The sequence below is a fragment of the Synechococcus sp. MIT S9503 genome (assembly GCF_047304175.1).
Classification (GTDB): Bacteria; Cyanobacteriota; Cyanobacteriia; order PCC-6307; family Cyanobiaceae; genus Synechococcus_C.
The window spans coordinates 1050841-1075051 of sequence record NZ_CP138955.1 but is presented as its reverse complement, the minus strand read 5'-3'; the positions used below and the strand labels follow the sequence as shown (position 1 = coordinate 1075051).

Below are 24211 nucleotides of genomic sequence, written 5' to 3'. Positions count from 1 at the left end.
TTTATTATTCTACGCTGTCAGTTTGATTGTTGTTATCAGCCAAAACAAGTAGTTGTTGATAGCCTGCTGCAATCATGCAAAATCCCACAGGCACACTTACGAATCCTCCTATAAGAATTGCAAGATATCCGAGCAGGATGATTCCAATCACAACGAGTAAAAATATTGTGATATCAAACCAGTGAGGGGTTACGAGTCTGCGACTGAGAGTTAGTGCATCAACAAAAGATTGAGGCTTGTCCACAAGTGCCATCCCTGCAAAAACATAGGCAACTCCCAGGTAAACTCCCGGGATAACAAAAGCCAATGAACCAAGGAGAACGGCCAGTGTCCCGAAAATCTGAAGCCCGATCAAATTGGGTACTTCAGTGACCTTGCTGAATAAATCCGAAAAAGCAAGGCTCTCACCGCGAACTGATCTCAGTCCGCCATTCAGCAGGGCGATTGAATAAATGAGCCCCACAATTGCCTGCAGCAGTGCGATTCCAAAAAGCAGGAGAGATACACCTCCAACAGCATCAGGGTTGTTCACCACCACTGCAGCAACCAGCCCATACTGAATGGCTTGCAACAAGCCGAGCACCACTGCAGCCAGTACCGTGAAGCCAACGAGTACACCGGCATTGCGACTGAATCCTTTCCAGCCTGCTCGGAATGCTTTGCCAGCCTGAAATGAAATCGCCGAGGCCATAAGCACAGTTGTATTCGCAATGGAAGCTAACTCAGTGCAAATCGTTCGCAGAGGTCTCTTAACAGCGTGTTTCCTGTTGGCAGCGCTGCCGTTCCGGCCCGTGCAAGGAGCCTGGGATCTTCGTCATGCCGCAGCCGTTGAGGATCTATTGATTGAATACATCCAGACGTTGCCATACGGCAGAAGGATCAAACCGCCGAGGCTTTTTTTCTTTGAAGGTAAGGCTTATTCGCGAGGATGCCCTAACCCTGGGATCGATGCGCCTGCATACTGCCCAGCTGACCACACTGTTTATCTGGAATTGGGTCTGGGCAATCAGGTCGCGCAGCGTTATGGAGACTTTGGTGCCTTATCAATCATCGCCCACGAATTTGGACATGCATATATGTTTAAACGCAAGCAACATCCTGTCGGTAAAGAAGGAGAGTTAGCAGCTGATGCCTTCGCAGGAGGATTTGCACGCTTTGCGGAAATGAAGGGTGCGCTCGAGGCAGGGGATGTCGAAGAAGCTCTCGACACCTTTGAAAGTGTTGGCGACTACCAGGTTTATCACCACGATCACCATGGAACGCCAACGGAACGTCGAAAAGCTTTTGAAGATGGATACCTCCAAGGCTTCCGCTTGCCAGGCGACAGTGCACCAAGGACCTCTGAACCAACTGACACCGGTCCAGCAAAACCATCACCGCGTGCACCAGTCACTCCAATCCCGGCAAACCCAGCACCAGATCCCCAGTTTGAGCGTCCACCCGCCAGCGCAGCACCCTTCGTGGGTCTGTTTCTAGGAGTTGGTCTAATGATTGCAATGTTGGCCGGAGTGTTTGCAATGTTGACCCGGGCTAGGGAAGACAAGTGGTGATACGAATACAAACTCAGGGATTCACCAACCAACAGGCCTTGTTGGTGCTTGTTCTTGCTTTCCCTCTGGGGCTGATCGGCCTGGGAATCCTCATGAGCATTGGGATGAACCTGTCACGACAAGAGCCTCAGGGCAAGGCGCCAGCAACAGAAACACCGTCAGCGCCAGTGTCCCCCTCGGAGCCGATCCGCCGGCAGCCAAGACAACCAGTGAGCGCCCTCCAACCTCAGGATCCGATCGATGCCCTCGCCGATGAAATCTTTTGGAGACGCCATCCTTCTCTGCGGGGAGTGAAGCTCACCAACCAGCAGGGTGACCTCGCTAATGAATGGGCCGCAATCCGACGCTGCGAGGCCATCGTCGACGATCGCTTCTATCAACGCTTTCCTGACATGCGCGGACGCACGATCCAAGCCGGAAACACAGCGATGATTCGAATCTGGACAGCGATCCGGGATCAGGTGCCAGGCTGCTCCTGAGACATGCGCTCTGGGTGAACGGGTCTCACTATCACAGCGCCGATGGCATCTGGGATCGAACGCAGATAACGGCCGAATGATCTCGAACGCATCACCCCACGGCCTGGAGCGGCATGGATGGCATCCACGCTTGATCTGTCCCGGACCAGAACACCGGTATGACTGACGTCCAACCCCTCAATCCGCGTGGCAATGGCAAAAAGGTCGCCGGATTGAATGCGGGGCAGCACAGATTCAATGGCGTGAAGGGGCACGTAGTGCTGAACAACCTGACGGTTTTCATCTCTGCGGCGAATGCAATCAAAAAGCTCCTGTGACTGCATCGGCCGATACAGCTGCCGCTGCTCCGACATGAAATTCAATAGCAAGGAGCGCGTGATTTCTCCAGGCCAACCAGATGTCGTTTCGAGCAGGTTCTGGCTTTGAGCTGATCGCACCCAGTCATGGAAATAATGCTGGCGTGTGCAGTAGTTGACCTGACCATCTCGGTAACGAAGATTCCGCGTGTGCTCGACGAACTGATCAAAAGAGTCGGAGAGAGCCAATGCCAGGAGCTGCTCGATGAACAGCATGCAGTCGAAGCGGGTCAGGTCAAGCCGCAGCTGCTCCGGGCCTGCACCATCCAGAGACCCCGCCAGATAGGGACTTCCCAGAAACGACTCGGCCAGTCGCGCGATCGCCGCATTGACCGTCAAGCCTTGAATCAGAGCACGAGCCTGTTCAAATCGCTCGCGCGTCCCCTCCACCACTGCAGGAGCGGGCCGCACGGTCGGTTGCATCAATGGAACCGTGATCGGAGCCTCTGCGGCGGGCACTGAAGCGGAATTCGGTGCGTCAACCCGGGCATCAGACACCAGGGCAACGGCTGTGATGGGAGCGAAGATCAGCCAGGGAGTGATGTTCACGCCGATGCAGACCAGAAGTGAAACGCTGCCAAGAACTCTGGCTTACGTAATGTGATTTCAATTCTCGATCAAGATCGATTGAGTCACCAACACTTTTCAGGGCGATCCTGGTTTGGTTTCGCACTGACCTCGCTCCTCCTGAGTGCATGCAGCGGTGCCCGATTGCCGGACTGCGTGGTGGGCGCAACAGCTCCGACGAGTGCACAGCAATCCCTCTGGAACAACACATCAGCTGCCGCCACACTGGATCTGGCCATCGATGGCAGCGGATCGATGCTTGGGCTGACTGGATCACCTGAAGCTCTGAACACCTGGAAATCGTTGCTGAAAGGCCTGAACCTTGCCGCTGCCTCAGAGGGGCTCACACTTCAGACCAAACGCGTGGGGTCCGGAACCAGCAGCACAGTCAAGAGCCCGTTGAAGGCTGCTGATCCCTGTTTCTTCCAAGGCTGCAAAGGCTTCACTCCAGTGACCTCCAGCCCGGACTCACTGTGGAAGGAAGCAGAGCTCGTTGACGGACAAATCCCGCTGAGGATGGTCGTGAGTGATCTGGAGGTCAACGACGGTGACATCGCGAAGTTGGTGGGTGCAATCAAACCGCACGTGGAAGCAGGCGCCGTCATTGGAGTGTTGGCACTGCAACTCCCCTTTCAAGGCCGTGTGTTCAACAGCCAGGGGGAGGTCATTCACGAGGGAGAAGCCAGCAGACCCATCTTTCTGCTTGCCACGGGGCCCCGTGACCAGCTGCACACCTTGATGCAATCCGTGAAAACCAAGGCTGCGCTTGCCGGCGTCCCTGCCGGGTCAATGAAACTGACGCATCTCGAAGATCAGGTGAACCGCGGCACGCTCAAGGCTCAAGCCCTTGGTGGGGTACCAGCGGATGCTGTTGGGGCAGGCGTTCCCATTCGCTTGGGCAGCACCACCTACAGCCCTTCACAAAACTCTGATTATCAATTCGCTCGTCTGTTCAACAATGCCAAAGGTCTGATTCTGAGCAGCAGCAACAATCCAAGCACTCAAACTTGGCAATCCGATCTAGGGCTTATTCAGCTTGAGACAATCTCATTGCCGGGTTATTCAGGCTCGCTGAATGGAATATCAATAGATGAATTCGCCGTGAGTGGATCTGACCTCCATGTCAAAATTGCCCTCTCATCAGGTATCACAGGGCAATCCATTCGTGCATCGGTTCCACGCGGACAGCTTCCAGAGACATGGTGGCTGCAGTGGGATCGATCAGGTCAAGACACTGACACTCCGCAAAACCAGACAGACGGATTGATGTTGCTGATGACAAGTCTCGGAAAGCTTATGGTGGCCCCTGGAACAACACCGGCAGCAGCCTTCTGTTTGCTCACAAGCTCCTAATCACGTTCTGACGATGAAAACTCTGCAGTGGCTGTTGTTAATGGCCTCGGTCGCGATTGGAATCGCTTGGATCTTCCTTGGCCAGAACTGGATCTTTCTCAATCTCTTCCCGGGAATCATGGTAGGACCGGGACTGAAACTGGATGATTATCTGCAAACTGGAAGCAGTCCAGCTTTCACGGTGTTCTGGGCAGGCTGCATCACAGCTTTGCTGATCTGGATTGCGATCACCTGGTCTGCGAAGCCACGCAGCTCCAGCCAGACCCGGCAGATGCAACCGATGTGGTGGCTGGCCGCCATCCTGCTGACGATCTACGGCTGGCTCTGTCTGGGTTGGTTCACCATTTTTCAATGGCAAATCACCGGGACCAGTCCGATCCAGGGTGGAGGAAACTTCTATCCCGTGCCAACAGGAGGTTGGGTGGTGTTGCTGGGCTTCGTGCTGCTTGATGTGATTCTGCTGTTCTGGTTGCCCACCCTGCTCGCCTCACCAAGGACCTACCGACTGGTGGTACCCGGGGCCGTCACTCTGCTGGGGAGCCGTTGACCATGAGACAGATTTTTGCCATCGGCGTGGGCGGCACCGGCGCCAAATGTGTGGAGGCCCTCGTGCATCTCCACGCCTGCGGATTGCTGGCGGAGCCAGACGGAACGCCGGCTCGCCTCGGTGCATTTTTGGTTGAGCCCGATCAGCAGAGTGCATTGCTCACCAGAGCCCAGATCGCCATCAACCGCTATGGAGCAATGCGGCGGGCCATCGGCCGCAACACCGACCGCTTCGCACGTGGCGAATTGCGCGATTACGGCCAGTGGAGTCCGCTCAATACGGCATCAGGCGCGATCAGCCTTGATCAAGTGTTCCCAAAAGCGGTGCTTCGTACCCAGGCCCCTGGCGTTGCTGCACTGTTTGACTGCCTTTTCCCTCCTGAAGAACAAAGCGCAGATTTGGAAGTCGGCTTTCGCGGACGCCCTCCCATCGGCTCGGCGGTCATGAGCCGCATCAACCTGGAACAGGAAGCACAGGTTGGGCAGTGGCAGCAAATGCTCGGAGACATCCAGACCGCTGCGGGCAGTGGAGATCCACCGGTGATCCATCTGTTCGGAAGTGTGTTCGGTGGAACGGGAGCTTCCGGCGTTCCAACACTCGGCCAGCTGCTGAAGAACTGGCTCAAGACCCAGGGGCTCACCAGCATCCAGGTGCAGGCCTCCTTGCTGCTGCCCTACTTCGATTTCGAGGGCATGGCCGATGACGACACCGGCGTGCATGCGGAATCACGCAATTTCCAGCTGAATACCGATGCGGCTTTGCAGTACCTGCGCACAAGCGGGCGCAGCTGCTTCGACCGTGTTTTTCTCGTCGGCAGTGACATCAAAGCCCGCTATGGCTTCAGCATCGGCGGCACATCACAAGGCAACGCGGCACACATCGTTGAGATGCTGGCAGCTCTGGCCGTGAGACATCCCTCATCCACCGGTGGAGGCTATGCGCATGTGATCAGCCGCTCCTCACAGCAGTGCATCGGCTGGGAAGATCTACCCGACGATGAACAGGTGGGTGAAGCCATTGCTCGCGGTGCTCGCTTCGCTGTGGCGTGGAAAAACAACATCAGCCTCGAAATCAACGACGCTCAGAAGGTGTCGATGCGCACCTTCGTCAGCGGTGCGCCATGGGCACGACGCTTCTTCCACCCTGGCGGGCGCAATGCCGATCAGGCCGGCCGCCCTGGAATCCGCGATCAGAAGGAACTCACCGTTCAGAGTGCGATTGATCAGTACTGCGACACGCTCCTGCAGTGGCTGAATCAGCTGAGCAGCAACCTTGGCAGCGGTTTTCGGCAGGAACTGCTCACGGCCTCATTTTTGAAGGCTGACGACCGATACGAGAACAATCTCAACCGGGTCGTTCAAGGGAAAGCACGACCACGACGACCTGAAAGCTCCGACACCGTGGAGAGCATCAAGTTCCGGATGGACAACCTGTCCAGCGAGGCGATTCCCCATCGCGGCATGGCCGGATTAGCCGATTGCCTCTGGACCCAAGTGGTCTGAACCGAACGTTCGCGTCACGTACTTCACCCCGACCATCTCCACCATGACTTCATCGCAGCCGCAAGACATCGTTCAGATCCCCTGGTTTCCCAAAACCGATCCACCACTCACTGGGGGAGCCCAGGCTGGCGAGTGGCAGGGGCGAGACCAACAAAGCCTCGGCACGATTGCGAAAAGCCTCGTCTATGAGGTCTCCACGACCCGGGTGAACTCACTTCCATCCCCCTGGTCACGGGCCCTCCAGTTTGAGCAGGCAGTGCTCAATTCTCGCTACCCCACGCGCGATTCCCTGCTGGAAGAGCTTTTCGGCGGGATGGCCTGTCTCGGCCTCTGGGAAATGTTCGGCCTCCGCATGGACGCTGAACGCGTGGCGTTGCTGGACCAGGCCGATCTGCGCGACGAAGCCGTGGGACCGTTCTCGCGCAGCCTGGCCAGCTCTTTGCCCGATGGCAGCACTGCACTCTCCCGAGATCCGGAAGGACGCAATCCCTGGCAGGTGGTGTACGTCTTCACCCTGCAGGGAGCGGTGGTGGGCTTCAGCTCTCCCAGCACCTTGTTCTGTCCGGCAGTTCATCTTCCTCAACCGATTCAGGGTATGGGTTGGACAGCTGGCGGTCGTTTCAGTGATCCCATTGAATTCCTGGGAGGACCTCAGCGACAAGCACTCGCGGATTGGTTCAGCCATGTTCGCAACGGGATGCTGCAAGCCAAGGATCTACAAAGCCAGACCACGGCCGGACAGATGGCTGAGGTGCTGGATCAATTCATCAACCGCTTAAGTGGCGGGCGGCTTGGCACACCGACACTCTCGGATCGAGGGCGCGTGGCCAATCTGCCTGCGAATCCTGTCGCGTTGTCATTACTGGCACGACCGGCCAAAGGCGGTGTCAGCGCTAGTCAGGCAACCTTGCAACTCGCAGATCGCCTGAAGGCGCCACTGCCTGACACCCCACGAAGTCAGCCTGTGGTGCTGGTGGATCCAGACATGCCCAACAAGCTCGGGGTCAGCGCGGCCGATATCTGCCTATACAAATCCGCCACCCTGGAATCGATTGGCTTTGATCACCAACAGCTGGAACGTCAGTACGGGCAGGACATTGCTGTGCTCACCCCCGGACAGATTTTCCTGGATGAGCTCTACCTCGTTTCCGGCGAGAAAGCGCTCATGCACTCCTGGCTGAACAGCAGGCTGGAGGGTGTTCCCACCGTGAACGGCACGCCCGTCACGCCTTTGCTGCCCTTCCATCCAAGAATCAGGAGCCTTTTCAGCAGCCGTGAATTGCAGGATCGCTGCGAACTCCGCGTGATCCAGTCGAGTGTCAGCAGCGAACTGGAAGTGCGTCTGACCCTGCCGCTTCAAGGGCAGCGCGATGGCTATTCGATCTCACGGTCTTATCCACTCAAGGAACAGAACCTTGTGGCCGAAGACCTGCCGGTGATCACCCTCTGGCCCTACGTCAGCGATGAACAATGGAGCCTCTACTACCTCTTCTGCGACGACAATCCCACCAATCTGACCGTGGATGGCTTTGCTGATTACGACCGCAAACTCGGCCGTGATGGACAGCAAACCGTCAAATACTTCACCACGCGCCATTTCCCTGATCTGGTGCGACTGAGTGAACGAGGACAGGACCGTGGCCTGCTACCGGTTACACCTCCCGCACGCAATGCGGAAACGGGGAACCAATGGCAGGTGGGCATCGACTTCGGCACCTCCTTCACCAACTTCTTCATCGATGAGGGTGCTGGACCTGAAAACCGCCATCTCGAAACCAGAGTGATCTCACTCACCCTGTCGCAGAAGGAAGAGCGCCAGCGATTGCTCAACCAATACTTCGTACCGGAAGAGATGCTTCCCAATGCGAACAACGGCGGCAATCCACCGACCGCAACCGCGATCAGCCTGCGTGGTTGGCAAGAGGTCATCGGCCAGGTGCCAGAGCTGTTTCACGAAGCGCGCTTGCGTGTGCCTAGCCCGGGGGAATTTGGTGGAGCCGAGCTGCGAACAGGGTTCAAGTGGGAACAGATGCAATATCAGAAGCCGTTCTTGAAGGAACTGGCCTTATTGATCAGTGCCAATGCCGCTGCAAATGGTGCCAGGGAACTGCAGTGGTCAGTGTCGTACCCCAGCGCGTTCTCTCCTAACGAGGTTGCGCGATACCGACGCGTGTGGATTGAGCTCTGTGATGACCTCAATGAACTCACAGGGTTGGAGCATTCGCTCAACAGCAAAGCCGGTGAAGGAGGATTGCAGACCGAAGCCGTGGCCTTTGCCAGTTACTTCGGCAACTTCCAAAACCGCCAGATGGTGCACACGTCCTGTCTGGACGTCGGCGGTGGAACCACAGACATCTCCATCTGGCAAGACAACCGACTGATCCACCAGGTGTCTGTGCCGTTCGCCGGACGTGACATCAGCTCCCAACTTCTGCGACGCAAACCCTCTTTTCTCAAAGCACTCTTCCCCCCAAGCCTCACAGCAGACATCAGCGACGATGAAGCGCGCGCGCGGCAAGACCGCAATTTCACGAGTCGTTTAGACAACATCATGCGCTACGGCTCCGATGAGTTGCTGTCTGGCCGTCTGGACATGCTGGTGAATCAGGACTCCTCCATTCAGGCGCCTCTCCAACAATTCCTGAGCCTCCTCAGTGTGAGTTTTGGTGGTCTCTACCACTACCTGGGCCATGTTCAGAAGGTGTTGCGAGATGAAGGGAAACTGATTCGCAACACACCCACGCCTGTTTATCTAGGTGGCAATGGCGGACGGCTGATCAATTGGATCGATGCCAGCTCCAGTTTCCAACGAGGCGGCGATCCCGATCGCTTGATGGAGATGCTCCAGGTCAAATCCTCAGGGTGCGAATCAGCAACAGCATCCACAACAATGTCGGATGCCTACAAAGATGAGACGTCATGCGGACTGATCAGCTCTGGAGTCAATCTGATCGGTGATTTCGACCCACGTGACGACGTGATGATTTGCGGAGCTGCGCTCACCATCAACGATCTCACCTTCAATGCCGGAGACCGGGTCGATCTCCCCCACGCCATGACTCAAATCGACAGATATGAGTTGCCAGACCTTGACGCAGTGCGCACCTTTGTGGATCACTACGACGCCAGTATTGCTGAACTGCGCATCCGTTCATTGCTGCCGATTCGACAGCTTTGTGACTTCGACACCTTCTGGGCTGAGGTGGAGACCGAAGTGCGTTCGCTGTGCTTGGCGAAAGTCGGTCAGGAAGCAAGTGATCTCGAGCCTGAGCCTGGATTCATTCTTGGACTCCGCGCACTGACCAACACCCTGGGTCGTCTCTGGGCCGAACGTTTCTGAAAGCTGCTATTTGATGTCAATGTCCTCCATGCCTCGCGTCGCTCCCCTGATGCTCAGCCTGTCGTTGTTCACAACGGCAGGAACCTGTTTTGCTCAGGAAACAGACTCCTATGAAACTCAAACTCAAATCTCAGGCAACGACCTTCAAGAGACTGAATCCAATCTCGATCCCGAACCAGAGAGTGCAGTGGTCTCACTTGAAGCAGATCTATTCAGTGCCTTGGAAGGAAGGGTCATCGAAGTAGAGAACGCTCAGCGAATCGCCAATGCCGGACTGCTGGGAATCCCCTACCCAATGCTCTTTGCCGGAGGAAGCACTCTGATCGGATTGATTGGACTGCTATTGGCAATCGCAGCGTTCATAGGAGTTGAGAAGCAAAGAGCGGCTTTGAAGCAACTCGATCGCAGAACCCAATCACTGCTCACAAGGCTTGGAGGTCTGGAAGTGCAACTGGAGCAGGAACGGATCCTGAGCCAAAACCGACCAACCCAAGCGGAACAGTCCGCGCCGATATCTCGTCCATCGCCAACTCCAACCAAGGCACCCACCCCTGAGCCATCCCCACCGATCGTTTCGAATGCTGCTGCGCAGTCAACGCCGGTCACCCCGGCCCCCGTGGCATTCAGTAAGGCTGGGTTAATCAGCGCTCTCAACAGCGGAGACCGACAACAGCTGCGTGAAGCAGCAACAGCAGAACTCAACATCACAAGCGATTCGGAAAACGCCATCGCCACAGGACGATCGATCACCACCGAATTGGAAGTAGTCCCAGGTGGTGGGAGCTACTGGCTCGTGATCCTTCAGGGCCAGACCTGGCTGTTCCCAACAGAGCGCACCCTCAAGGGATTCGCAGCTGCGCAGCCATCAAAAGGTCTGTTCCACTATGAACAGCAGACCATCGCAAAACCACAACTGCTTGAGCCGGCTGCGCTGGAAGGCTCAGGGAATCGCTGGAGAGTGAAGAGCATGGGTTGCATTGGTACTCCTTGAGGATGAGAGGTCGACACACCAGCAGGATTGAGCCACAACATGCCAACCATTAATTCCATTCATGAAGGGAAAATACGACTTAAACAACAACTCCTTTGACAACATTTCAGAGACTAGTGAAAGCCTCTTAAGTCAGCTTGAATCAGATAACAAGACAAAAAAATCATTTAAAAGTAAAGAGAGTCAAGAATCCATCGATCAACGATCAAATCTATTATTGATGATTGCGATTCTCTGCTCGGGCGGACTAACCATCCTTGGGATCATCCTGATAAGCAATAGCATCTTCCAGCGAGCTCAAAAAGATTCCAACTCTCAACAGTCAGATCAGAGCACTTTAACAACACCTAAAGCAACCACCCAATTACGTGGCAGCGTGGGCTACCCCGCAAACGGTATACCTAAGATGGCCATCTGCTCAATCAACAGCGACAATCGTTCCGAAACCTGCGAAGAATTCCCCGCAAGCGAACACAACTATGAGTACTCACTGGATCTTGATGCCCCTGGAGAATACTGGGTTTACTGGACACCACGAGAATGGTCTTTGAAAGGGCGAAAATTTTGGATTGGAGCATGTCCACCCAATCGATCAAACGCTTGCAGCGAATTTAGGGTTACGAGATTCAAGGCACATCCAAGGATTACAACTATTCCAAATATCGATATCGGGAGTTTAAATCCAGCCGCACCACTCATATTTGACTGAAAGATAATATTCGCTTTCGCGGAAATGTAAAAAAACGAGGAGATCAGCAATCAAGTTATAAAGACGAAAGTCGATCTTCAATTGCTCTAAGCCTTCGCTCAAGACTCAACCGCAAAGGATCAGACTGGACTCCAAGTCCTCCTTTTTGTTTGAGATACCAGCGCCGCCCATGCTCAACCACCGAGGCAACACCGGGTCTAAGAAGCTCTACACGCGCAGGGAGGGGTTCATCCATTGAGACTTCAAACAACCTTGAAAGGCTCTCCACCTGTGTCTGGCGTTCAAGCATCCCAGGACGCGGAAGCAGTAACCACTCCCCATCCTGCAACTCAACCACCCAAGACGTACCCTGCGCAAAAACCTCAAGTTCGATCTCGTCAATCGAACCGCTGAGAGTTCGACCACTGACACTCACAGAACGCGCAAATGGCTCAAGAAGTGCAGGGGTATTGCGATAGACATCGAGCACTGATTCATGAGGCAGGTTAAGAGCCGGAATCAACCGTTCTTGATGCTCCTCTTTCATCGGAAGCTCTGGCTGTTTACGCGGTTGATCAGCCTTTACCAAAGCCTGATCTTTTAAATTAAGCAGTTCTCCCTCAAGCTTGTTCAAGCGAGTTTCGATGTCTGAGACATCACCGCGAACACTCTCGAAACTTCGTGAGAGGTTCTCATGGGTTTCCACAAAACGGTCGCTCAGCTGGCGAACGCTTTTTAGAAGAAACTTGACTGACTCAATAATTCTTTCTGTATCCAAGGTTATTCCCCTCCCATAGCCTTGTGTGAAAGTTCAATAGACTCTTTTGCCTCACTCAAGAGCATCTCCAATTCATCATCCTGCTTGGCATCGACTGACGGTAAATCGTGATTTGAAGATTGCTTCAGGGACTGCGAAGATGTTGTTTTGCCAGGAGATGCGTCACTTGCAGATGCTTCTTCATTGATAATTGACAGGTTTGCATGCTTGATAGCGCCAGGAATCAAGAATAAATCCAGCAGCTGACCTATGCCAAGGAATCCAAAGGTAAACAGCATAATAAGACCGTAACCGGTTTGGCCTAAATACATTCTATGTACGCCACAAATGCCCACCATTGAAAGGCACCAGAGGGCATAAGCAAGAATAGGGTCTTTTTTTTCTCTTTTGGAAATCAAAAGACATAAAGAATTTTCCTTATCTTATTCGCAGGCTGCTTGCAAGGCAAGTGTTGAGGTGATAAACCATTCTCAAAGCAAAAAACAGCTATGCGCGAAGGTGGAAGTATGAAATATTGATTGCAATGTTTTTGACAGCGGCTGAGTTGAAGAGGTCTGTTTTTTATTCGAATATATGAAGTGCATCATCCTGCCGAACTCTCTTTCTGGCCTCTGTCTCTCCCGTCTGGTTGTATTAGAATTAACCTCGATATTAAGTCAGGTGCGTGGCGCTTCCATCTCATTGAACATTTATTCGAAATATATTCCAAATTAGCAATTTTTCAGTGTTCAGAGTCAATGTCTAGTAAGACCAGTTTCCGTGGTAATTTTGCTGTGAATTAAGCCAAGAATCAATCAGCTCTCTGTAGCTGAAATTTGCGACGAAGGTATCTATCTAGTCTGTCTTGATTTGTCTGCTGCAAGCGATGAGTTGATCCAATTTTGAATGATTGAATTTGCCTCTCGAGCTTGCGATGCTTTGCTTTTCTGGCATCCTCGAGCTCAGTTCAGTGTCTGTTTTCATAGCTTTCCCAGCGCCACCTCCAACCCATCAATCACCGAGGCCAGAAAGTGCAGATTCAGCGTGTCGATCGTGTCGCTCATCTGGTGGTAGTGCGGATTGCGCATGAATGAGGTGTCCGTCACCATCAGCGCGTTGTAGCCCTGATCCCAGAAGGGGCTGTGGTCGCTGCGGCGCACGGCGGGCACATCAATGCTGGCTCGCGGCACCGGCAGGGCCCTGGTTTTCACGTGTTGGCCCATGGCATGGGTGAGCCGGGCCAGCGACAGGCCGGCGCGGGCGTTGGCCACCAGGGCGATGAAGTCACCGCGGTTGCCGTAGAGCCTTTCCATGGCGGGGTGGGGGTAGCTCTGCATGCTGCCGGTGTAGGCGAGCATCTCCAGACTCACCATCAGCTTGAGCCGTTGCCGCTCAGCTCTGAGCTGTTCGGCCAGCACGCCGCTGCCGAGCAGACCCCATTCCTCCAGATCGAAGCCCACCAGCCACACAGGTCGCCTCGGTGGTGATGCGCGCCAGCGCCTGCCCAGTTCCAGCAGGGCTGCGACTGCACTGGCGTTGTCATCGGCGCCGATTGACTGGATGGGGCCGTCGTAATGGGCGCCTACCAGCAGCGGCCGGCGCCGGGGGTTGCGGCCCGGCAGTTTCAGGATCAGATTCACGCCCTCATGGCTGCCGCGCCTGAAGTGGTGCTCCTGCACATCGCCGAGCGTGGCGAGCTCTGCGCGCACGTAACTGCGCACGCTCAACAGCCCCACCGGATCCCAGCTGGCATGGCGGGGAATGGCGATGGCTTCGAGATCCTGCCGGCAGGCGGCTGAGAGCGATGCCATCCCGTCAGTCTGATTCGCCGGGCAGATACCTGGCAGCCACACAAACACGACCTGCCGGTGATCAGCTCATCACCTGCGGCTGCGGCCGGGCCTTTTACTTTCGCGGGATCAATTACAGGAACCGCTGATGTCAGATCCCACGCCACCAACGGTCTGGCCGGCCTTGCTGCCCACCTTCCTGTTCTTCGGGGGGCTGGGTTCCGCCGCTCTGCTCACCCAGCTGATCTCCTGATCGCCGCTGTGCTGGCCCTGTTTGATCGGGATGTTGGCCAGAATTGGTTCAACTGATCAATTCCCATGGCCAGCTCTGAGCGTCACCCCGACGACATCACTCACAAGCTGCTGCGCGGTTTCTATGTGCTGGTGGGATTGAGCGCCGCCGGGATCCTGGCATTGCTGATTGTTGAGCCGGCGTCCTACTGGGAAGGCGGGGCCGGCAGCTCCCAGCGTGCCCCGATTCCCTGCGTCAAGGACACAACGATGGAGATGTAGCCATCAGGCGAAGCACTGAAACAGCAGTGAAGAGAGGGCGCAGACACTGTTGTTGAAAGTGATAATCATTTTCCTTGTTGACATCTGAAATCGATAATCATTTTCATTTTTTGTGCAAAGTTGTAACTCTCAGGTGTTTCTCAGCCTCTGCAGATCTCTGCGCTGATAGAACAATTACAGACGCGATGAAGTGATGTCGGCAACAGCTTTGAAGTGTGCCTGCCCGAGCTGCAACTGCGATGCAAGCGGTTCCTCCGCAGTGTCAAAAAACGGGCAGAGCTACTGCTCGGACGCCTGTGCCAATGGCCATCCCAACAACGAGCCCTGTCATGACGCTGCCGGTGCCTGCGGCTGCAGCTGCGGTTCCTGACCCTGGTGAAAGGCCATGGACCCTCTCGCCACCGCCGTCATCGTCGCAGTGATCTGGATACCCATTCACGTCAGGATCAGTCGCTGGATTGAGCAGCGATAAACCCGAGCAATCCCTCACAACGACATGACGACTTGCCCGGCGCTGTTGGCGGATGTCACCGGGTTCGTCGTCGTGCGATCGCCCACCTCTGTGCAATCGCCGGCCGATGCTGGCCAACGCGATCAGCCGTTGTGGTGTTGCAGCTCACCTGATGGCTGATCTGGTGTCGTTTGATTTCGGCGAAACCGAACCTCCCGGGACGGTTGTCACCGCTGCTGGACGTCATTCAGCCGGCATAGACCGAAGGTATTGATTGCGGTGACAGCCATGGCTGCGGTTCTGATCAAATGCCAGTGCAATGACGACTGTCGGTGTGAAATCGACGTTGCCAGAGCGGTGATGCGCGGCGGCAAGGCCTTCTGCTCTGAAGCCTGTGCCGAAGGCCGGCCCTGCGGCTGCCACAGGGGGCTCTGTCCCGCAGCACCGGTTCTCTGATCGCTCAGCCGATCGGCGGCAGCAGCTGCCAGGTCCACTGGATCAGCCAGGCAATGGCGAGTGAATGGAGGATGTAGGTGAACTGCTCACTGAGCTTCGGGAACTGACGCCCTGCAGAACCATCCGTGTTTCCGTCAGCTGCCTCCCGGCGCAGCGCCAGGTGTGCGCCCCAGTTCAGCACCAGCCAGGCTGAGAGCCACTCCACCAACAGGTATTGATCGAGCCCGAACATCGGCAGTGCTCCCGCAGTCACTCAGGGCAACTCTCGCAAAGCTGCGATGGCCTGAACTCTTCTGGCCTAGCCCGGCGCTGAGTTCGTTCAGCACCGGTCCCACCTAGGCGACCAATCGACCATCAGATTGGATCCACAACGTGGCATCGGTCACGGCAAAAGCCCTGCATCAGCTGAGTCAGCAGCGCAGCTGAAATGCTTCCAGGCCATCGGATCATTTGCCGCTGTCCTGATTCGCTGGTTAGCGCTAATGCCCTTGCTGCGGGATTGCCGGCATGACGACTTGCCCGGCGGGGTGCCGCCAACCGGACTCGTCGTCTTGCGATCGCCCTTCACCTGTCTCGACCGCGAGCCGATCCTCGCCCTGCGGCCGGTGATGGTTGGTGTTGCTGCCGACCTGATCGTTGCCGTGGTGTCGCTTGGCTCGAATCGCTTTGCATTTGAAGCTGCATCGGTCTGTCACAGCGGACTCACCCGGTGACACGGCGTCGCTGAGATCCCCGGGTTTGCCTGCCCCGTCAGCCTGAGTCACTAGTTCGGCGTCGAGTGCAGCAACTCTGAACTGGATCGGAGCTAGATCCTGACCACTGGCATCAGGCTGCCGTGGCCGCCGAGCCGAATTGTTGACGTGCAGTTGCATCGGACCCGCTTTCAATCAGGTGGAGTTATCAACAAGCGACTGAATTCGCGTGTTCGGTTGGATGTCGGGTTTCACCGTCACGACCACTCCTGCTGGCTGGCGAAGCTTTTCCAGTCATCAATTCAGCCACCAATGACCACCGAAATCCGCAACTGGGACATCGTCGCCAAGGCGATGGAAGCCGCCGGCACCACCTCCAGCCAGATGTACATCCGCGCCAAGGCACTGGCGGAGGGCAAGACCGATCCGATGCCCACGAGCTTCCCGGCAGCTCCTTTCAGCATCTCGGCTGTTGCCGGCTGATCGCCGTCTGGCAGAGCCTCACCCATGTGAGGCTTTATTGCCTTCGTGACGAACCCCCAAGGGATGGCTGCATGCTCTTCTGATGCCGAACCGTTACCGCTTCAGTCACGAAACGTCGCCACAGCTCAGAAACGAAAGCTGGCTTGTGAATGGGCAGGATCAACTATTGGTTCGCTTCAGTGAAGCCCAGACAACGGATCAGGGTCAGTGGGTGTTGATGAGCACTTATCGCTGGATCAGACCCGACCCACCGGTTCCCCAGACTCGCCGGCGCATGCTGCGTCAGAACGCGATCGAAGCCTGGCAGAACATGCTCAAGGTGGGCTGGCGGCGCTGTCATCCACCTGTGCGCTGACCCTTCTGTTCATAATGGGTTGTTGATGTTCACAATCTTGATGTAGGTGGACATCAGCAGCAGCGGAAAAGTTCAACCTGATGAACTATCCGTTGGGATTTCTGGGTATTTTTCTCCAGTAATCCATACCTAAGTAATTTATTTACTGAAACAGAGGAATTGACGTTCATTTCCGATTCGTTCTAGGTATTCCCCACGAATGGGTATCAGTCATGTACGAACTGAACAACGATTGTGATCAGAAGCCCCTTTCCGAGAGCTGGGAAGCCCTCGACAGTTATTTCGCCTGTATCTCGGAATGTTCGATGAATGATCGAACCTGCGTTTCCAGATGTCTTGATCAACACCTCAATATCGATGATGGACTGAATCCTTCACTGGCCTCATTTGTCACGGGGCCTGCCACTCGAAAAGCGCTTTTTGACTAGAGCTTGCCTGCTTTTTCCATAACGATTGCAGCGTTCTTGGTGTGAACCAGGGCTTGGTCTGCCTCGGAATCAAGTCATGCGAGGGGTCGCAGACAGAACTCCTCCATGAGGTTGCTTGACGGCCGCGTGAGCGTCCTCGCCAGTTAAATCCTTCAGCTTGTCTTCTTTTTTGTCTGCTTCTGCTGACATTAGTGTGCCAAATATCCAACCGCACATGAAGCAGATGACAGATCAATCTCCTGCTCCGCTGTCCTGCCTGAAGTGGGGTGAAGACGGAGAGCTGTCGGCGCATGACATCTCGCTGCTGGTTGATCGCCTCGCATCTTCCGAGAAGTCACGCCGCGGCTTCAGGGATCACTTTGAGCGACGTCGAGCCAGGTGTGCAGGGCAGCAGCGCTTCGCTGGTCGATCTGTGCACGACGGCAGGATCTGAATCCAACAGTTGACGTGTCGGCCATTCATTTCTCTGCACATTGAAGACTGCATGAATGAATCGAAGCCTGAAATGGCCTGATTCCAGTCTTAAAAGCCTCCGAATCTCAGGCAGATTTCCAGCGCTCCAAGGCCGAACAAAAAGGTTCCACCCAGTAACGCCAATTCCTTTCTTGTCTGAGCCATGGGAAGCAAGGCTGAGCCGACCAGTAACGCTGCCAGAAATCTAAAGGAAATCAGTAGACCCAACGTTTCAGCTCGTGACAGCTTCGAAGAGGCTACGGCTTGTTTTTACTTAAATTCATGAAATAGGCGTAATAACTCACTGTTTTGGCTGCAGGTTTACAAAACAATTTTTATCCGGGCGTAGCAAATTAAGTCGATTGCCTGGCTCGCAGTCTCGGCGAGCAGGTGACAATCACCGCTTCGCTCGGTGGTGCGTTGCTGTGCATCTGCTGATTCCAGCAGGACAGGTAATTCAACGGATGCTGCTGGTATTCCTGCCTGGCTAGATAACAGATAAGGTCAGAGACCGTCAGCGACAACCAGGTCTCAACGACCTCCAGGGGGGTCAGTGCGCCCCCCTCCTTCATGGGCATCAGTGGGCTTCACCCCAGCTTTCGGCGACATTGCAGTCGGCCTCCAGTGGAATGTCGCCCAGATAGCGCTCCTGAAGTGTCCCGGAGGTCATGCAGTGCAGGGCGACGGCCTTCACCTCCTCGATCAGGTGACGCGGCACTTCGAGAAGAATCTCGTCGTGAATCAGACCAACGATGTGAACGCCCTGAAAGCGGTCCAGGGCAGGCCATAGATCAGCCAGCGCTGCTGCCAGCAGATCACGGCCGCTGCCCTGCACCGGGAAATTGATCCCGTTGGTTCTGCCCAGCGTCTGCATCGGTCGGATGCCGTCCGTTCCCGTCTGGTTGCTGCGCGAAGTCATGCGCCGGCCGGCGATGCTGCGCACTTCCCTGACGCTGCCGCTGCTGAACTTTTCCATTTCGCGGCTCATCTGCGGGTGCAGGCGATGCCAGGCGTCGTAAACCCGGCGGGCCTCTTTCTCTGAGACCTGAGCACCGCGCGCGCGGGACAGCAGCTTCTGCACACCTGCCAGACCGCAGCCGTAGGCCAGGGCGAAATTGGCGCGTTTGCCGATGCTGGAGCGTTCGGGATCCGCTTTTGTGATCTCGCGACCGCAGGCCTGGCTGGCGATGTAGGCATGCGGGTCGATGCCCTCCAGCAGGATCCGGCGCTGACCGTCGTCGTTGTAGAGCTGCGGGCTGGCCTGAAGACGGATCTCAATCGATGACCAGTCGAGGTCCATCAGCACCGTGTCGGGATTGCCCGTGCTCAGCGCTTTCTTGCGATCGCCGGTGATGCCCTGGAAATTGAACCCGAACTGACCGAGCTTCGCCGGTTTGGCTTCTCCCTGCCTCGCCCCTGTCCTGTACCGCTCGGTATCGGAGGGAACCTGACTGCTGCTCTCGCGAACTAGGGCGCTGGTGCTCATCCGGCCGGTGCTGGCACCGATGATGCGGTAGTGCGGACGGACCCGCCCATCGGTGAGCCTGGCTTCCTCAATCAGCCAGTTCACTTCCCTGAGCTCCTGATCCAGTGATTTCAGCTGCAGCAGCTGCTCGATCAGAGGATCGGGCAGGAAGTTCCTCAGCGTGCGCTCCTTGGTGTTCTCGACCGCTTCTCCCAGATAGCGGCTGAGAGCCAGCTGCAGCCTCTCCGGGCTCCGGTAGTTCTCAATCTCAAGCGACCTCTGCACCTCTGCGGCCAGGCTTTCCCGTTCAGCATCAGCCCGGGTCCTGGCGTCGATTGCGGCGGAGACGTCGACCGCCAGACCCCGCACCTGGCCATCGGCGCAGGCACTGATCGCTGCGCAGTCGAGCCGGTGAACCTCAACCTGCCGGGTGGTCACCAGCTGCTTGTGCAGCTCACGCCCCAGCGGCAACACGATCACCGCATCCAGAGCCGCATAACGAAGCTGGCTGGCGCTCAGTGCATTGCCCCAGTCACTGGTCTGTTCGCTTTTGTCGAGTTCCCGTTTCAGATAGTGAGCCGATGCAGCGGCCAGGCTGTTACTCGGCAGATCGCCGATGATCTGACAGGCCAGCATCGTGTCCCACCACTGGCAGAGCGGCCTGATGCCGGCGGCGATCAGAAAGGTGGCCTCAAACAGCAGATTGTGACCCACCAGCCTGCGCTGCGGGTTGCGCACCAGCGTTTCCAGCCAGTCAACGGCCGGCTGGCCGATCACGGCCAGATCGATCACCAGTGTTGTGTCGCTGTCTGCGCCATGAAGCTGGGCCAGACGGATCTCACCGCCAAGCGATGGGCTCAGACTGGCCTTATGTCGCCAGAGATCGGTGCGCCGGTTGAACGTTTCCAGATCAAAGCCGATCGCCATGGCCATGGCCTCTGGATCGGGAAGATCAGCCGCCCTGCAGATGTAATCGATGCCCGCGGGAGGCTCTCCTGAAAAAGGCAGCGGGCATGCCGCCTGAATCGGATCAGCCTCGGGGAATAGCAGCTGCTGATCAGGCACCGGCTTCAACTGACTTGCGTCAGTTTCGGCACTTTCAGCGCCATCTGGCGAGCCTGAATGCAGCGATCAGTGTTTCACCGGGCAGGCGCAGGCGTCCATCTGCAGCTCGCGCGTGACGGCTGCGATGCCCTCTCTGTCGCGGAATTCCCGATACATCGCCAGCTGCTTGTTCAGTTCCTGGCAACGGTTGCTGTTGGCTTTCATGGTTCCAACTCCAACGGTGTGGATGAAGTCATGCTGGCTCGCATAAATGCGCTGGTAAGTGACAACTGCTACGGATAACCGTCGATGTGTTGGAACGACCTTATTGAGCTGAGGTTGATGAAAAAAACCTTTCAATCTGCTCTTCTTTCGCTGTCGTGGACAGATCCTGAAACCGTACCTCTGAGGTCGGCTGACCCTCTTCTTTCGCCCATCTCAGCAGGCATAGAACGACAAGGTCCATCCCGGAGACACCCACCGGATCAGTTCTCCCAGTCACGGCAACAAGCCCTGCTGCAGCAACTGTGCCGGTTGAACTCTCTGATTCACTTCATCACCAAACACCATGACTGACACCACAGATCGTCGCTTCGGCTTCGTCAACTTCGCTGAAACCTGGAATGGCCGTCTGGCCATGATGGGCTTCGTGATCGGTCTGGGCACCGAACTGCTCACCGGTCAGAGCATTCTCGGCCAGCTCGGTTTCTGAGCGTTCCGTTGAATCGATTGGCTTATCAGGCCAGCGGCCGGACTGCGTGTTCGGCCGCTGGGCGGATTCCTCCGTCACGGTCACGCCGATGCAACGGCGATCGTTGATGTACAGCCAATCCACGTCTCACCGCGGTGAGGCTTTTGCCCTGTCTGCACCATGACCAAGCATCGTTTATCGGTTGAGCAGAAGTTCCATCTCGAGGCGGCGTTTCGGGAGATCGATTCCTGCCAGGACATCGAGCAGCTGCGTCAGCTCACCAAGCAGATCATCACGGCTCAGGAGAACGAGAAAGCCTTTGCCCGCGAAGCGATCGTGCAGATCCGGCGTGAACTGGAAGCCGCAGCGGCTCGCCGTTTCGGTTTCGCCTAGGCAAGGAGTCAGCGATGTCAGCGATCAACACCGTCAACCACTATCTGGTTCGTTACCGCAACCTCAGCGGCGAAACCCATGAGGATTGCGTGTATGCCTCCGATGCGATGGAGGCCAGGGATCTGGCCTGTGAATTCCATGCGGAACTGCGCCAGCGTCCGAACCTGATCAACGCGATCCTCAGAGTCTCCTGAGCTTTGATCCAGCCCGGTATGTCGCTCAGTCAGCGAGGCGCTGTCTGAGTTCATCGATCTGCTGGTTCAGCTGCGTGTTGATCTTCTCGAGATGACAGACCTCATGCTCGAGCGTTTGCATGTATCGGGCGATCGAGGGATCCGTGCCGCGCAGGCTCTTCCTGGCCTGTTTCTGCAGATCCTTGTCAACGTTCATTCATCGCTCGCAGCATTGGCGAGAAGCTACCGGAGTTGGCTTGGATGGAGAGCCTTGTTCTGCCGCTGTGACCCTGGGAAGATTCCTGGCCCTGTTCGTCGTTGGCGTGATCGCTGCGATCGGCCTGCAACAGGCCTGGATCTGGTGGCTGCTGGCGGCCGCCGCTGTCTGGGCGCTGCTCAGGCTGGTCAGACCCTGACCAGCTGCTTCGCTGGCTGCGGATGGTGAGCAACCAAAAGCCCCGCTCTAGGCGGGGCTGCAGGGATGTTGAACTGGACCGGCAGGTGGGGATCGGTGGCAGGAGGGCTGGGTGTTGTTGTTGATCAGCCCTCGAGCTTGGCGGGTTCGGCCTCGCCTTCTCTGAGCTCGGCATCGATGATCATCAGAGCAGCAGGGTTGCCGGCAGCGAATTTGACGCGACCGAGCAGATAGGCGGCCTCATGCTCAGAGAGACGCTGATCATCAACGATGGGGTCAAGGAAGACGGTGGCGCGCCTGTCGAGATCCTGCTCGGCGGTGCCGTAGAGCTGCAGCACCGATGCGGTGACATCAGCTTCCATGCGGAAGACGTTGGCGATGACCTGCTCCACATCAGACCATTGCTGACGGGGAGGTTCAACGGTGTCGAGAACAGGTCTCTGACCTCTTGAGATCAGATAGTCAGCGAATTTGGCGGCATGCTGCTCCTCCTGTTTTGCCTCGTCACGGAGATGCTCGGCAAAGCCGGTCAGCTCACGTTCGGCGAACCAGATGGCGGCAGCGAAATAGGCGGCGGCTGACTGACGCTCAAGGTTGAGATGAGCCTGGATGAGGTCAAGCATTTCTGCCGACATGGGCTCGGCCATGGCGCGGCCTGCAGGACCGGTAGGGATGGCAATGGTGGCTTGGGGAGTGGCTGAAGTTGTCATGTCGAACCTCATTGAGGGATGAATCAGTTCTACATCACAAAAGGGCGAAAGATAGGGGTAGAAACCGAACATTAAGCGATGAAAATTTGCTTTTGAGAATCACATTCAAGAACAGCAAATCTGCTTTTGAGAATCACAATCAGGAGCGAATAGTTTGCATTTGAGAATCAAGCTCAGCAGCGCGGATGCGCAGTTTGGAAAAGACTCTGGTCTGCCCCCGCTCGAGGCTGCTCTGCCTGTGCCCTGCCCCGGCCAGGGATAATGTTGCGTAATGTAAAGAGCATCTGGGTCGCGTTCGGCCCGCAGCTCACGGCAATCTTCATGACTTCCTACCCCTTCGGCGCCGACAGAACTGAGCTGGAAAAAGCCTTCGCGCTGCCTTCGGTGCCTGCCGACTCCCACATGGAGGTGGGTGAACCCATCCGGTTCAGTGAGTCCGAACGTGCCGTCGCCTTGTTTGAGCATCCTGATCACTGAATGGAGTGGGTATGCCTGATCAGCTCAGCTCGCAGGAGATCGACCGGGTGATCGAAATGGCCTGGGAGGATCGCACCACCTTCGAGGCGATCGAGTTTCAGTTCGGGTTGTCCGAGGCCGATGTGATTGCGCTGATGCGCTCCGAGTTGAAGTCAGGTTCCTTCCGAGCCTGGAGAAAGCGGGTGAGCGGGCGACGCACCAAGCACGGCAGCACCAGCAGCTCGGATCGCTTCCGAGCGGCCTGCCACAAGTGACATGACAACATCCCGATCCAGCTCCAGGCGCAGCGTGCTGATCACCGGTGCCTCCAGCGGTATTGGTCTGGCAACAGCTCATCACCTGCTCGATCGTGGCTGGTGCGTCTTTGCTGCCGCCCGGCGGCTGGATGCCATGGAGCCGCTTCGCAGTCGCGGCGCCCAGGTGCTGTCGCTCGACATCGCCGAGGAGGCCTCCAGGCGACAGCTGGCTGAACGGATCAATGGCGAGATTGGAGCCCTCGATGCCCTGGTCAACAACGCCGGTTACGGCGAAACCGGTCCGGTGGAGACCATGCCCGTTGAGCGCGCTCGGGCCATGTTCGAGGTCAATCTGTTCGGGTTGATCGGCCTCACACAGCTGCTGCTGCCGCCGATGCGCGAGCGTCGCCGAGGTTGCATCGTCAATCTGTCGTCGATCGCTGGGCGTTTCGTCACGCCCGGAGCCGGTTGGTACGGTGCCAGCAAACATGCGCTCGAGGGCATCAGCGATGCCCTGCGTATGGAGCTGCACGACTTCGGTGTGAAGGTGGTGCTGGTGGAGCCGGGACTGATCCGCACCGGTTTTGAAGCCGTCAATGCAAAGTCGCTGGTGCTGCAGCAGTACGACCCGGTGTGGGGACCGATGATGCGGAGTGTGGCAGCAGGCTGGTCAGAGGGATTCCGTAACGGCTCCTCCCCTGAGCTGGTGGCCAGCACCATCGCCTCGGCTCTGGAGACATCCAGGCCCAAACCTCGCTACCGCTGCGGCAGTGCATCGAACGCAGTGTTGCTGCAGCGCTTCATTCCCACCCGGCTCTGGGATGCGCTGGTGCGCCAGCGCATGCTGGGATGACCC

General features: G+C 56.5%; 34 protein-coding genes. 23 read left to right on the top strand and 11 right to left on the bottom strand.

The features are described 5' to 3' along the window. Positions 1-4: 4 nt before the first annotated feature. A complete protein-coding gene (locus SIB56_RS06025; RefSeq protein ID WP_413326412.1) occupies positions 5-691 on the bottom strand; it encodes a hypothetical protein in 687 nt (228 codons plus the stop codon). Positions 692-791: 100 nt separating this feature from the next. Between SIB56_RS06025 and SIB56_RS06020 the strand changes: the two genes are divergently transcribed. Together SIB56_RS06020 and SIB56_RS06015 are read left to right on the top strand one after the other, a co-directional pair. After that, positions 792-1550, top strand: a complete 759-nt coding sequence (locus SIB56_RS06020; protein WP_413326410.1) for a neutral zinc metallopeptidase — start codon at positions 792-794, stop codon at positions 1548-1550. A 41-nt stretch (positions 1551-1591) separates the two neighbouring features. Then, positions 1592-2029 (top strand): hypothetical protein, encoded by a 438-nt coding sequence (locus SIB56_RS06015; protein ID WP_413326408.1) that lies wholly within the window; start codon positions 1592-1594, stop codon positions 2027-2029. On the opposite strand, the gene SIB56_RS06010 is transcribed toward SIB56_RS06015, so the two are convergent. Beyond that, positions 2008-2934, bottom strand: coding sequence for an N-acetylmuramoyl-L-alanine amidase-like domain-containing protein (locus tag SIB56_RS06010; protein WP_413326406.1), 927 nt, complete (start codon positions 2932-2934; stop codon positions 2008-2010). The genes SIB56_RS06015 and SIB56_RS06010 overlap by 22 nt on opposite strands. A gap of 177 nt (positions 2935-3111) precedes the next feature. Between SIB56_RS06010 and SIB56_RS06005 the strand changes: the two genes are divergently transcribed. The 6 genes from SIB56_RS06005 (at position 3112) to SIB56_RS05980 (ending at position 11394) form a co-directional block, all read left to right on the top strand. Further along, on the top strand, positions 3112-4305 hold the full coding sequence (locus tag SIB56_RS06005) for a hypothetical protein (protein ID WP_413326405.1): 1194 nt from the start codon (positions 3112-3114) through the stop codon (positions 4303-4305). Positions 4306-4318: 13 nt separating this feature from the next. After that, positions 4319-4852, top strand: coding sequence for a hypothetical protein (locus tag SIB56_RS06000; protein ID WP_413326404.1), 534 nt, complete (start codon positions 4319-4321; stop codon positions 4850-4852). A 2-nt stretch (positions 4853-4854) separates the two neighbouring features. Next, positions 4855-6354, top strand: coding sequence for a hypothetical protein (locus SIB56_RS05995; protein ID WP_413326402.1), 1500 nt, complete (start codon positions 4855-4857; stop codon positions 6352-6354). A 43-nt stretch (positions 6355-6397) separates the two neighbouring features. Continuing rightward, positions 6398-9694: a hypothetical protein gene (locus tag SIB56_RS05990; RefSeq protein WP_413326401.1), complete on the top strand. Its 3297-nt coding sequence runs from the start codon at positions 6398-6400 to the stop codon at positions 9692-9694. A gap of 28 nt (positions 9695-9722) precedes the next feature. Beyond that, positions 9723-10685 (top strand): hypothetical protein, encoded by a 963-nt coding sequence (locus SIB56_RS05985; RefSeq protein ID WP_413326399.1) that lies wholly within the window; start codon positions 9723-9725, stop codon positions 10683-10685. Positions 10686-10746: 61 nt separating this feature from the next. Continuing rightward, positions 10747-11394 carry a hypothetical protein gene (locus tag SIB56_RS05980; RefSeq protein ID WP_413326397.1) on the top strand — a complete coding sequence of 216 codons (648 nt, stop codon included), beginning with the start codon at positions 10747-10749 and terminating at the stop codon, positions 11392-11394. A gap of 55 nt (positions 11395-11449) precedes the next feature. On the opposite strand, the gene SIB56_RS05975 is transcribed toward SIB56_RS05980, so the two are convergent. The 3 genes from SIB56_RS05975 to SIB56_RS05965 form a co-directional block, all read right to left on the bottom strand. After that, positions 11450-12151 (bottom strand): hypothetical protein, encoded by a 702-nt coding sequence (locus SIB56_RS05975; protein ID WP_413326395.1) that lies wholly within the window; start codon positions 12149-12151, stop codon positions 11450-11452. Positions 12152-12153: 2 nt separating this feature from the next. Continuing rightward, positions 12154-12549, bottom strand: coding sequence for a TM2 domain-containing protein (locus SIB56_RS05970; protein ID WP_413326393.1), 396 nt, complete (start codon positions 12547-12549; stop codon positions 12154-12156). A 561-nt stretch (positions 12550-13110) separates the two neighbouring features. Further along, positions 13111-13941 (bottom strand): M28 family peptidase, encoded by an 831-nt coding sequence (locus SIB56_RS05965; RefSeq protein ID WP_413326390.1) that lies wholly within the window; start codon positions 13939-13941, stop codon positions 13111-13113. A gap of 297 nt (positions 13942-14238) precedes the next feature. On the opposite strand from SIB56_RS05965, the gene SIB56_RS05960 reads away from it, so the two are divergent. The 4 genes from SIB56_RS05960 to SIB56_RS05945 all read left to right on the top strand — a co-directional run bounded on the left by SIB56_RS05960 (position 14239) and on the right by SIB56_RS05945 (position 15340). Beyond that, a complete protein-coding gene (locus tag SIB56_RS05960) occupies positions 14239-14433 on the top strand; it encodes a hypothetical protein (protein WP_413326388.1) in 195 nt (64 codons plus the stop codon). A gap of 193 nt (positions 14434-14626) precedes the next feature. Continuing rightward, on the top strand, positions 14627-14803 hold the full coding sequence (locus SIB56_RS05955; RefSeq protein ID WP_413326386.1) for a conjugal transfer protein TrbI: 177 nt from the start codon (positions 14627-14629) through the stop codon (positions 14801-14803). Positions 14804-15011: 208 nt separating this feature from the next. Continuing rightward, positions 15012-15158, top strand: coding sequence for a hypothetical protein (locus SIB56_RS05950; RefSeq protein WP_413326384.1), 147 nt, complete (start codon positions 15012-15014; stop codon positions 15156-15158). A gap of 14 nt (positions 15159-15172) precedes the next feature. After that, the gene (locus SIB56_RS05945; RefSeq protein WP_413326382.1) at positions 15173-15340 is read left to right on the top strand and encodes a metallothionein; all 168 of its coding nucleotides are present in this window, start codon (positions 15173-15175) and stop codon (positions 15338-15340) included. A gap of 4 nt (positions 15341-15344) precedes the next feature. Here the strand turns inward: SIB56_RS05945 and SIB56_RS05940 are convergent, their stop codons facing one another. Continuing rightward, complete coding sequence (locus SIB56_RS05940) at positions 15345-15572, bottom strand: hypothetical protein (protein ID WP_413326380.1); 228 nt, start codon at positions 15570-15572, stop codon at positions 15345-15347. 127 nt (positions 15573-15699) lie between these two features. On the opposite strand from SIB56_RS05940, the gene SIB56_RS05935 reads away from it, so the two are divergent. From SIB56_RS05935 to SIB56_RS05920, 4 genes are all read left to right on the top strand, one after another. Beyond that, the gene (locus SIB56_RS05935; protein WP_413326378.1) at positions 15700-16053 is read left to right on the top strand and encodes a hypothetical protein; all 354 of its coding nucleotides are present in this window, start codon (positions 15700-15702) and stop codon (positions 16051-16053) included. Between the two features lie 291 nt (positions 16054-16344). Then, positions 16345-16515, top strand: coding sequence for a hypothetical protein (locus SIB56_RS05930; RefSeq protein WP_413326376.1), 171 nt, complete (start codon positions 16345-16347; stop codon positions 16513-16515). An 82-nt stretch (positions 16516-16597) separates the two neighbouring features. Further along, positions 16598-16870 carry a DUF1651 domain-containing protein gene (locus SIB56_RS05925; protein ID WP_413326374.1) on the top strand — a complete coding sequence of 91 codons (273 nt, stop codon included), beginning with the start codon at positions 16598-16600 and terminating at the stop codon, positions 16868-16870. A 651-nt stretch (positions 16871-17521) separates the two neighbouring features. Further along, positions 17522-17731: a hypothetical protein gene (locus SIB56_RS05920; RefSeq protein WP_413326373.1), complete on the top strand. Its 210-nt coding sequence runs from the start codon at positions 17522-17524 to the stop codon at positions 17729-17731. A gap of 373 nt (positions 17732-18104) precedes the next feature. Here SIB56_RS05920 and SIB56_RS05915 read toward each other — a convergent pair whose 3' ends face one another. The 3 genes from SIB56_RS05915 to SIB56_RS05905 form a co-directional block, all read right to left on the bottom strand. After that, entirely contained in the window at positions 18105-18323 is a 219-nt protein-coding gene (locus tag SIB56_RS05915) for a hypothetical protein (RefSeq protein WP_413326371.1), read from the bottom strand. A gap of 5 nt (positions 18324-18328) precedes the next feature. Continuing rightward, on the bottom strand, positions 18329-20281 hold the full coding sequence (locus SIB56_RS05910; protein WP_413326369.1) for a DNA polymerase: 1953 nt from the start codon (positions 20279-20281) through the stop codon (positions 18329-18331). A gap of 66 nt (positions 20282-20347) precedes the next feature. Next, positions 20348-20485, bottom strand: a complete 138-nt coding sequence (locus SIB56_RS05905; protein WP_413326367.1) for a hypothetical protein — start codon at positions 20483-20485, stop codon at positions 20348-20350. Between the two features lie 343 nt (positions 20486-20828). Here SIB56_RS05905 and SIB56_RS05900 point away from each other — a divergent pair, with 343 nt between their 5' ends. The 3 genes from SIB56_RS05900 to SIB56_RS05890 all read left to right on the top strand — a co-directional run bounded on the left by SIB56_RS05900 (position 20829) and on the right by SIB56_RS05890 (position 21538). Then, complete coding sequence (locus tag SIB56_RS05900; protein WP_413326365.1) at positions 20829-20972, top strand: high light inducible protein; 144 nt, start codon at positions 20829-20831, stop codon at positions 20970-20972. Positions 20973-21131: 159 nt separating this feature from the next. Next, complete coding sequence (locus tag SIB56_RS05895) at positions 21132-21344, top strand: hypothetical protein (protein WP_413326363.1); 213 nt, start codon at positions 21132-21134, stop codon at positions 21342-21344. A gap of 14 nt (positions 21345-21358) precedes the next feature. After that, positions 21359-21538 (top strand): hypothetical protein, encoded by a 180-nt coding sequence (locus SIB56_RS05890; RefSeq protein ID WP_413326360.1) that lies wholly within the window; start codon positions 21359-21361, stop codon positions 21536-21538. 25 nt (positions 21539-21563) lie between these two features. Here the strand turns inward: SIB56_RS05890 and SIB56_RS05885 are convergent, their stop codons facing one another. After that, positions 21564-21734 (bottom strand): hypothetical protein, encoded by a 171-nt coding sequence (locus SIB56_RS05885; protein WP_413326358.1) that lies wholly within the window; start codon positions 21732-21734, stop codon positions 21564-21566. Positions 21735-21801: 67 nt separating this feature from the next. Between SIB56_RS05885 and SIB56_RS05880 the strand changes: the two genes are divergently transcribed. Then, positions 21802-21933: a hypothetical protein gene (locus tag SIB56_RS05880; protein ID WP_413326356.1), complete on the top strand. Its 132-nt coding sequence runs from the start codon at positions 21802-21804 to the stop codon at positions 21931-21933. A 124-nt stretch (positions 21934-22057) separates the two neighbouring features. Here SIB56_RS05880 and SIB56_RS05875 read toward each other — a convergent pair whose 3' ends face one another. Beyond that, a complete protein-coding gene (locus SIB56_RS05875; protein ID WP_413324825.1) occupies positions 22058-22642 on the bottom strand; it encodes a ferritin in 585 nt (194 codons plus the stop codon). A 321-nt stretch (positions 22643-22963) separates the two neighbouring features. Between SIB56_RS05875 and SIB56_RS05870 the strand changes: the two genes are divergently transcribed. The 3 genes from SIB56_RS05870 to SIB56_RS05860 are packed head-to-tail and all read left to right on the top strand — an operon-like array spanning position 22964 to position 24208. Then, the gene (locus SIB56_RS05870) at positions 22964-23119 is read left to right on the top strand and encodes a hypothetical protein (protein WP_413326354.1); all 156 of its coding nucleotides are present in this window, start codon (positions 22964-22966) and stop codon (positions 23117-23119) included. An 11-nt stretch (positions 23120-23130) separates the two neighbouring features. Continuing rightward, on the top strand, positions 23131-23373 hold the full coding sequence (locus SIB56_RS05865; RefSeq protein WP_413326352.1) for a TIGR03643 family protein: 243 nt from the start codon (positions 23131-23133) through the stop codon (positions 23371-23373). Position 23374: 1 nt separating this feature from the next. Continuing rightward, positions 23375-24208, top strand: coding sequence for an SDR family NAD(P)-dependent oxidoreductase (locus SIB56_RS05860; RefSeq protein ID WP_413326350.1), 834 nt, complete (start codon positions 23375-23377; stop codon positions 24206-24208). Positions 24209-24211 lie beyond the last annotated feature (3 nt).

Bases quoted from the DNA above. Each gene is read 5' to 3' on its own strand.
- SIB56_RS05885 (WP_413326358.1), bottom strand. From the start codon at position 21,734: ATGAACGTTGACAAGGATCTGCAGAAACAGGCCAGGAAGAGCCTGCGC.
- SIB56_RS05900 (WP_413326365.1), top strand. From the start codon at position 20,829: ATGACTGACACCACAGATCGTCGCTTCGGCTTCGTCAACTTCGCTGAA.
- SIB56_RS05895 (WP_413326363.1), top strand. From the start codon at position 21,132: ATGACCAAGCATCGTTTATCGGTTGAGCAGAAGTTCCATCTCGAGGCG.
- SIB56_RS05865 (WP_413326352.1), top strand. From the start codon at position 23,131: ATGCCTGATCAGCTCAGCTCGCAGGAGATCGACCGGGTGATCGAAATG.
- SIB56_RS05915 (WP_413326371.1), bottom strand. From the start codon at position 18,323: ATGAAGGAGGGGGGCGCACTGACCCCCCTGGAGGTCGTTGAGACCTGG.
- SIB56_RS06025 (WP_413326412.1), bottom strand. From the start codon at position 691: ATGGCCTCGGCGATTTCATTTCAGGCTGGCAAAGCATTCCGAGCAGGC.
- SIB56_RS05995 (WP_413326402.1), top strand. From the start codon at position 4,855: ATGAGACAGATTTTTGCCATCGGCGTGGGCGGCACCGGCGCCAAATGT.
- SIB56_RS05955 (WP_413326386.1), top strand. From the start codon at position 14,627: ATGTCGGCAACAGCTTTGAAGTGTGCCTGCCCGAGCTGCAACTGCGAT.
- SIB56_RS05985 (WP_413326399.1), top strand. From the start codon at position 9,723: ATGCCTCGCGTCGCTCCCCTGATGCTCAGCCTGTCGTTGTTCACAACG.
- SIB56_RS05960 (WP_413326388.1), top strand. From the start codon at position 14,239: ATGGCCAGCTCTGAGCGTCACCCCGACGACATCACTCACAAGCTGCTG.
- SIB56_RS05920 (WP_413326373.1), top strand. From the start codon at position 17,522: ATGACAGATCAATCTCCTGCTCCGCTGTCCTGCCTGAAGTGGGGTGAA.
- SIB56_RS05990 (WP_413326401.1), top strand. From the start codon at position 6,398: ATGACTTCATCGCAGCCGCAAGACATCGTTCAGATCCCCTGGTTTCCC.
- SIB56_RS05980 (WP_413326397.1), top strand. From the start codon at position 10,747: ATGAAGGGAAAATACGACTTAAACAACAACTCCTTTGACAACATTTCA.
- SIB56_RS05870 (WP_413326354.1), top strand. From the start codon at position 22,964: ATGACTTCCTACCCCTTCGGCGCCGACAGAACTGAGCTGGAAAAAGCC.
- SIB56_RS05890 (WP_413326360.1), top strand. From the start codon at position 21,359: ATGTCAGCGATCAACACCGTCAACCACTATCTGGTTCGTTACCGCAAC.
- SIB56_RS05950 (WP_413326384.1), top strand. From the start codon at position 15,012: ATGCTGGCCAACGCGATCAGCCGTTGTGGTGTTGCAGCTCACCTGATG.
- SIB56_RS05940 (WP_413326380.1), bottom strand. From the start codon at position 15,572: ATGTTCGGGCTCGATCAATACCTGTTGGTGGAGTGGCTCTCAGCCTGG.
- SIB56_RS06000 (WP_413326404.1), top strand. From the start codon at position 4,319: ATGAAAACTCTGCAGTGGCTGTTGTTAATGGCCTCGGTCGCGATTGGA.
- SIB56_RS05875 (WP_413324825.1), bottom strand. From the start codon at position 22,642: ATGACAACTTCAGCCACTCCCCAAGCCACCATTGCCATCCCTACCGGT.
- SIB56_RS05860 (WP_413326350.1), top strand. From the start codon at position 23,375: ATGACAACATCCCGATCCAGCTCCAGGCGCAGCGTGCTGATCACCGGT.
- SIB56_RS05965 (WP_413326390.1), bottom strand. From the start codon at position 13,941: ATGGCATCGCTCTCAGCCGCCTGCCGGCAGGATCTCGAAGCCATCGCC.
- SIB56_RS05945 (WP_413326382.1), top strand. From the start codon at position 15,173: ATGGCTGCGGTTCTGATCAAATGCCAGTGCAATGACGACTGTCGGTGT.
- SIB56_RS05925 (WP_413326374.1), top strand. From the start codon at position 16,598: ATGCCGAACCGTTACCGCTTCAGTCACGAAACGTCGCCACAGCTCAGA.
- SIB56_RS05930 (WP_413326376.1), top strand. From the start codon at position 16,345: ATGACCACCGAAATCCGCAACTGGGACATCGTCGCCAAGGCGATGGAA.
- SIB56_RS05905 (WP_413326367.1), bottom strand. From the start codon at position 20,485: ATGAAAGCCAACAGCAACCGTTGCCAGGAACTGAACAAGCAGCTGGCG.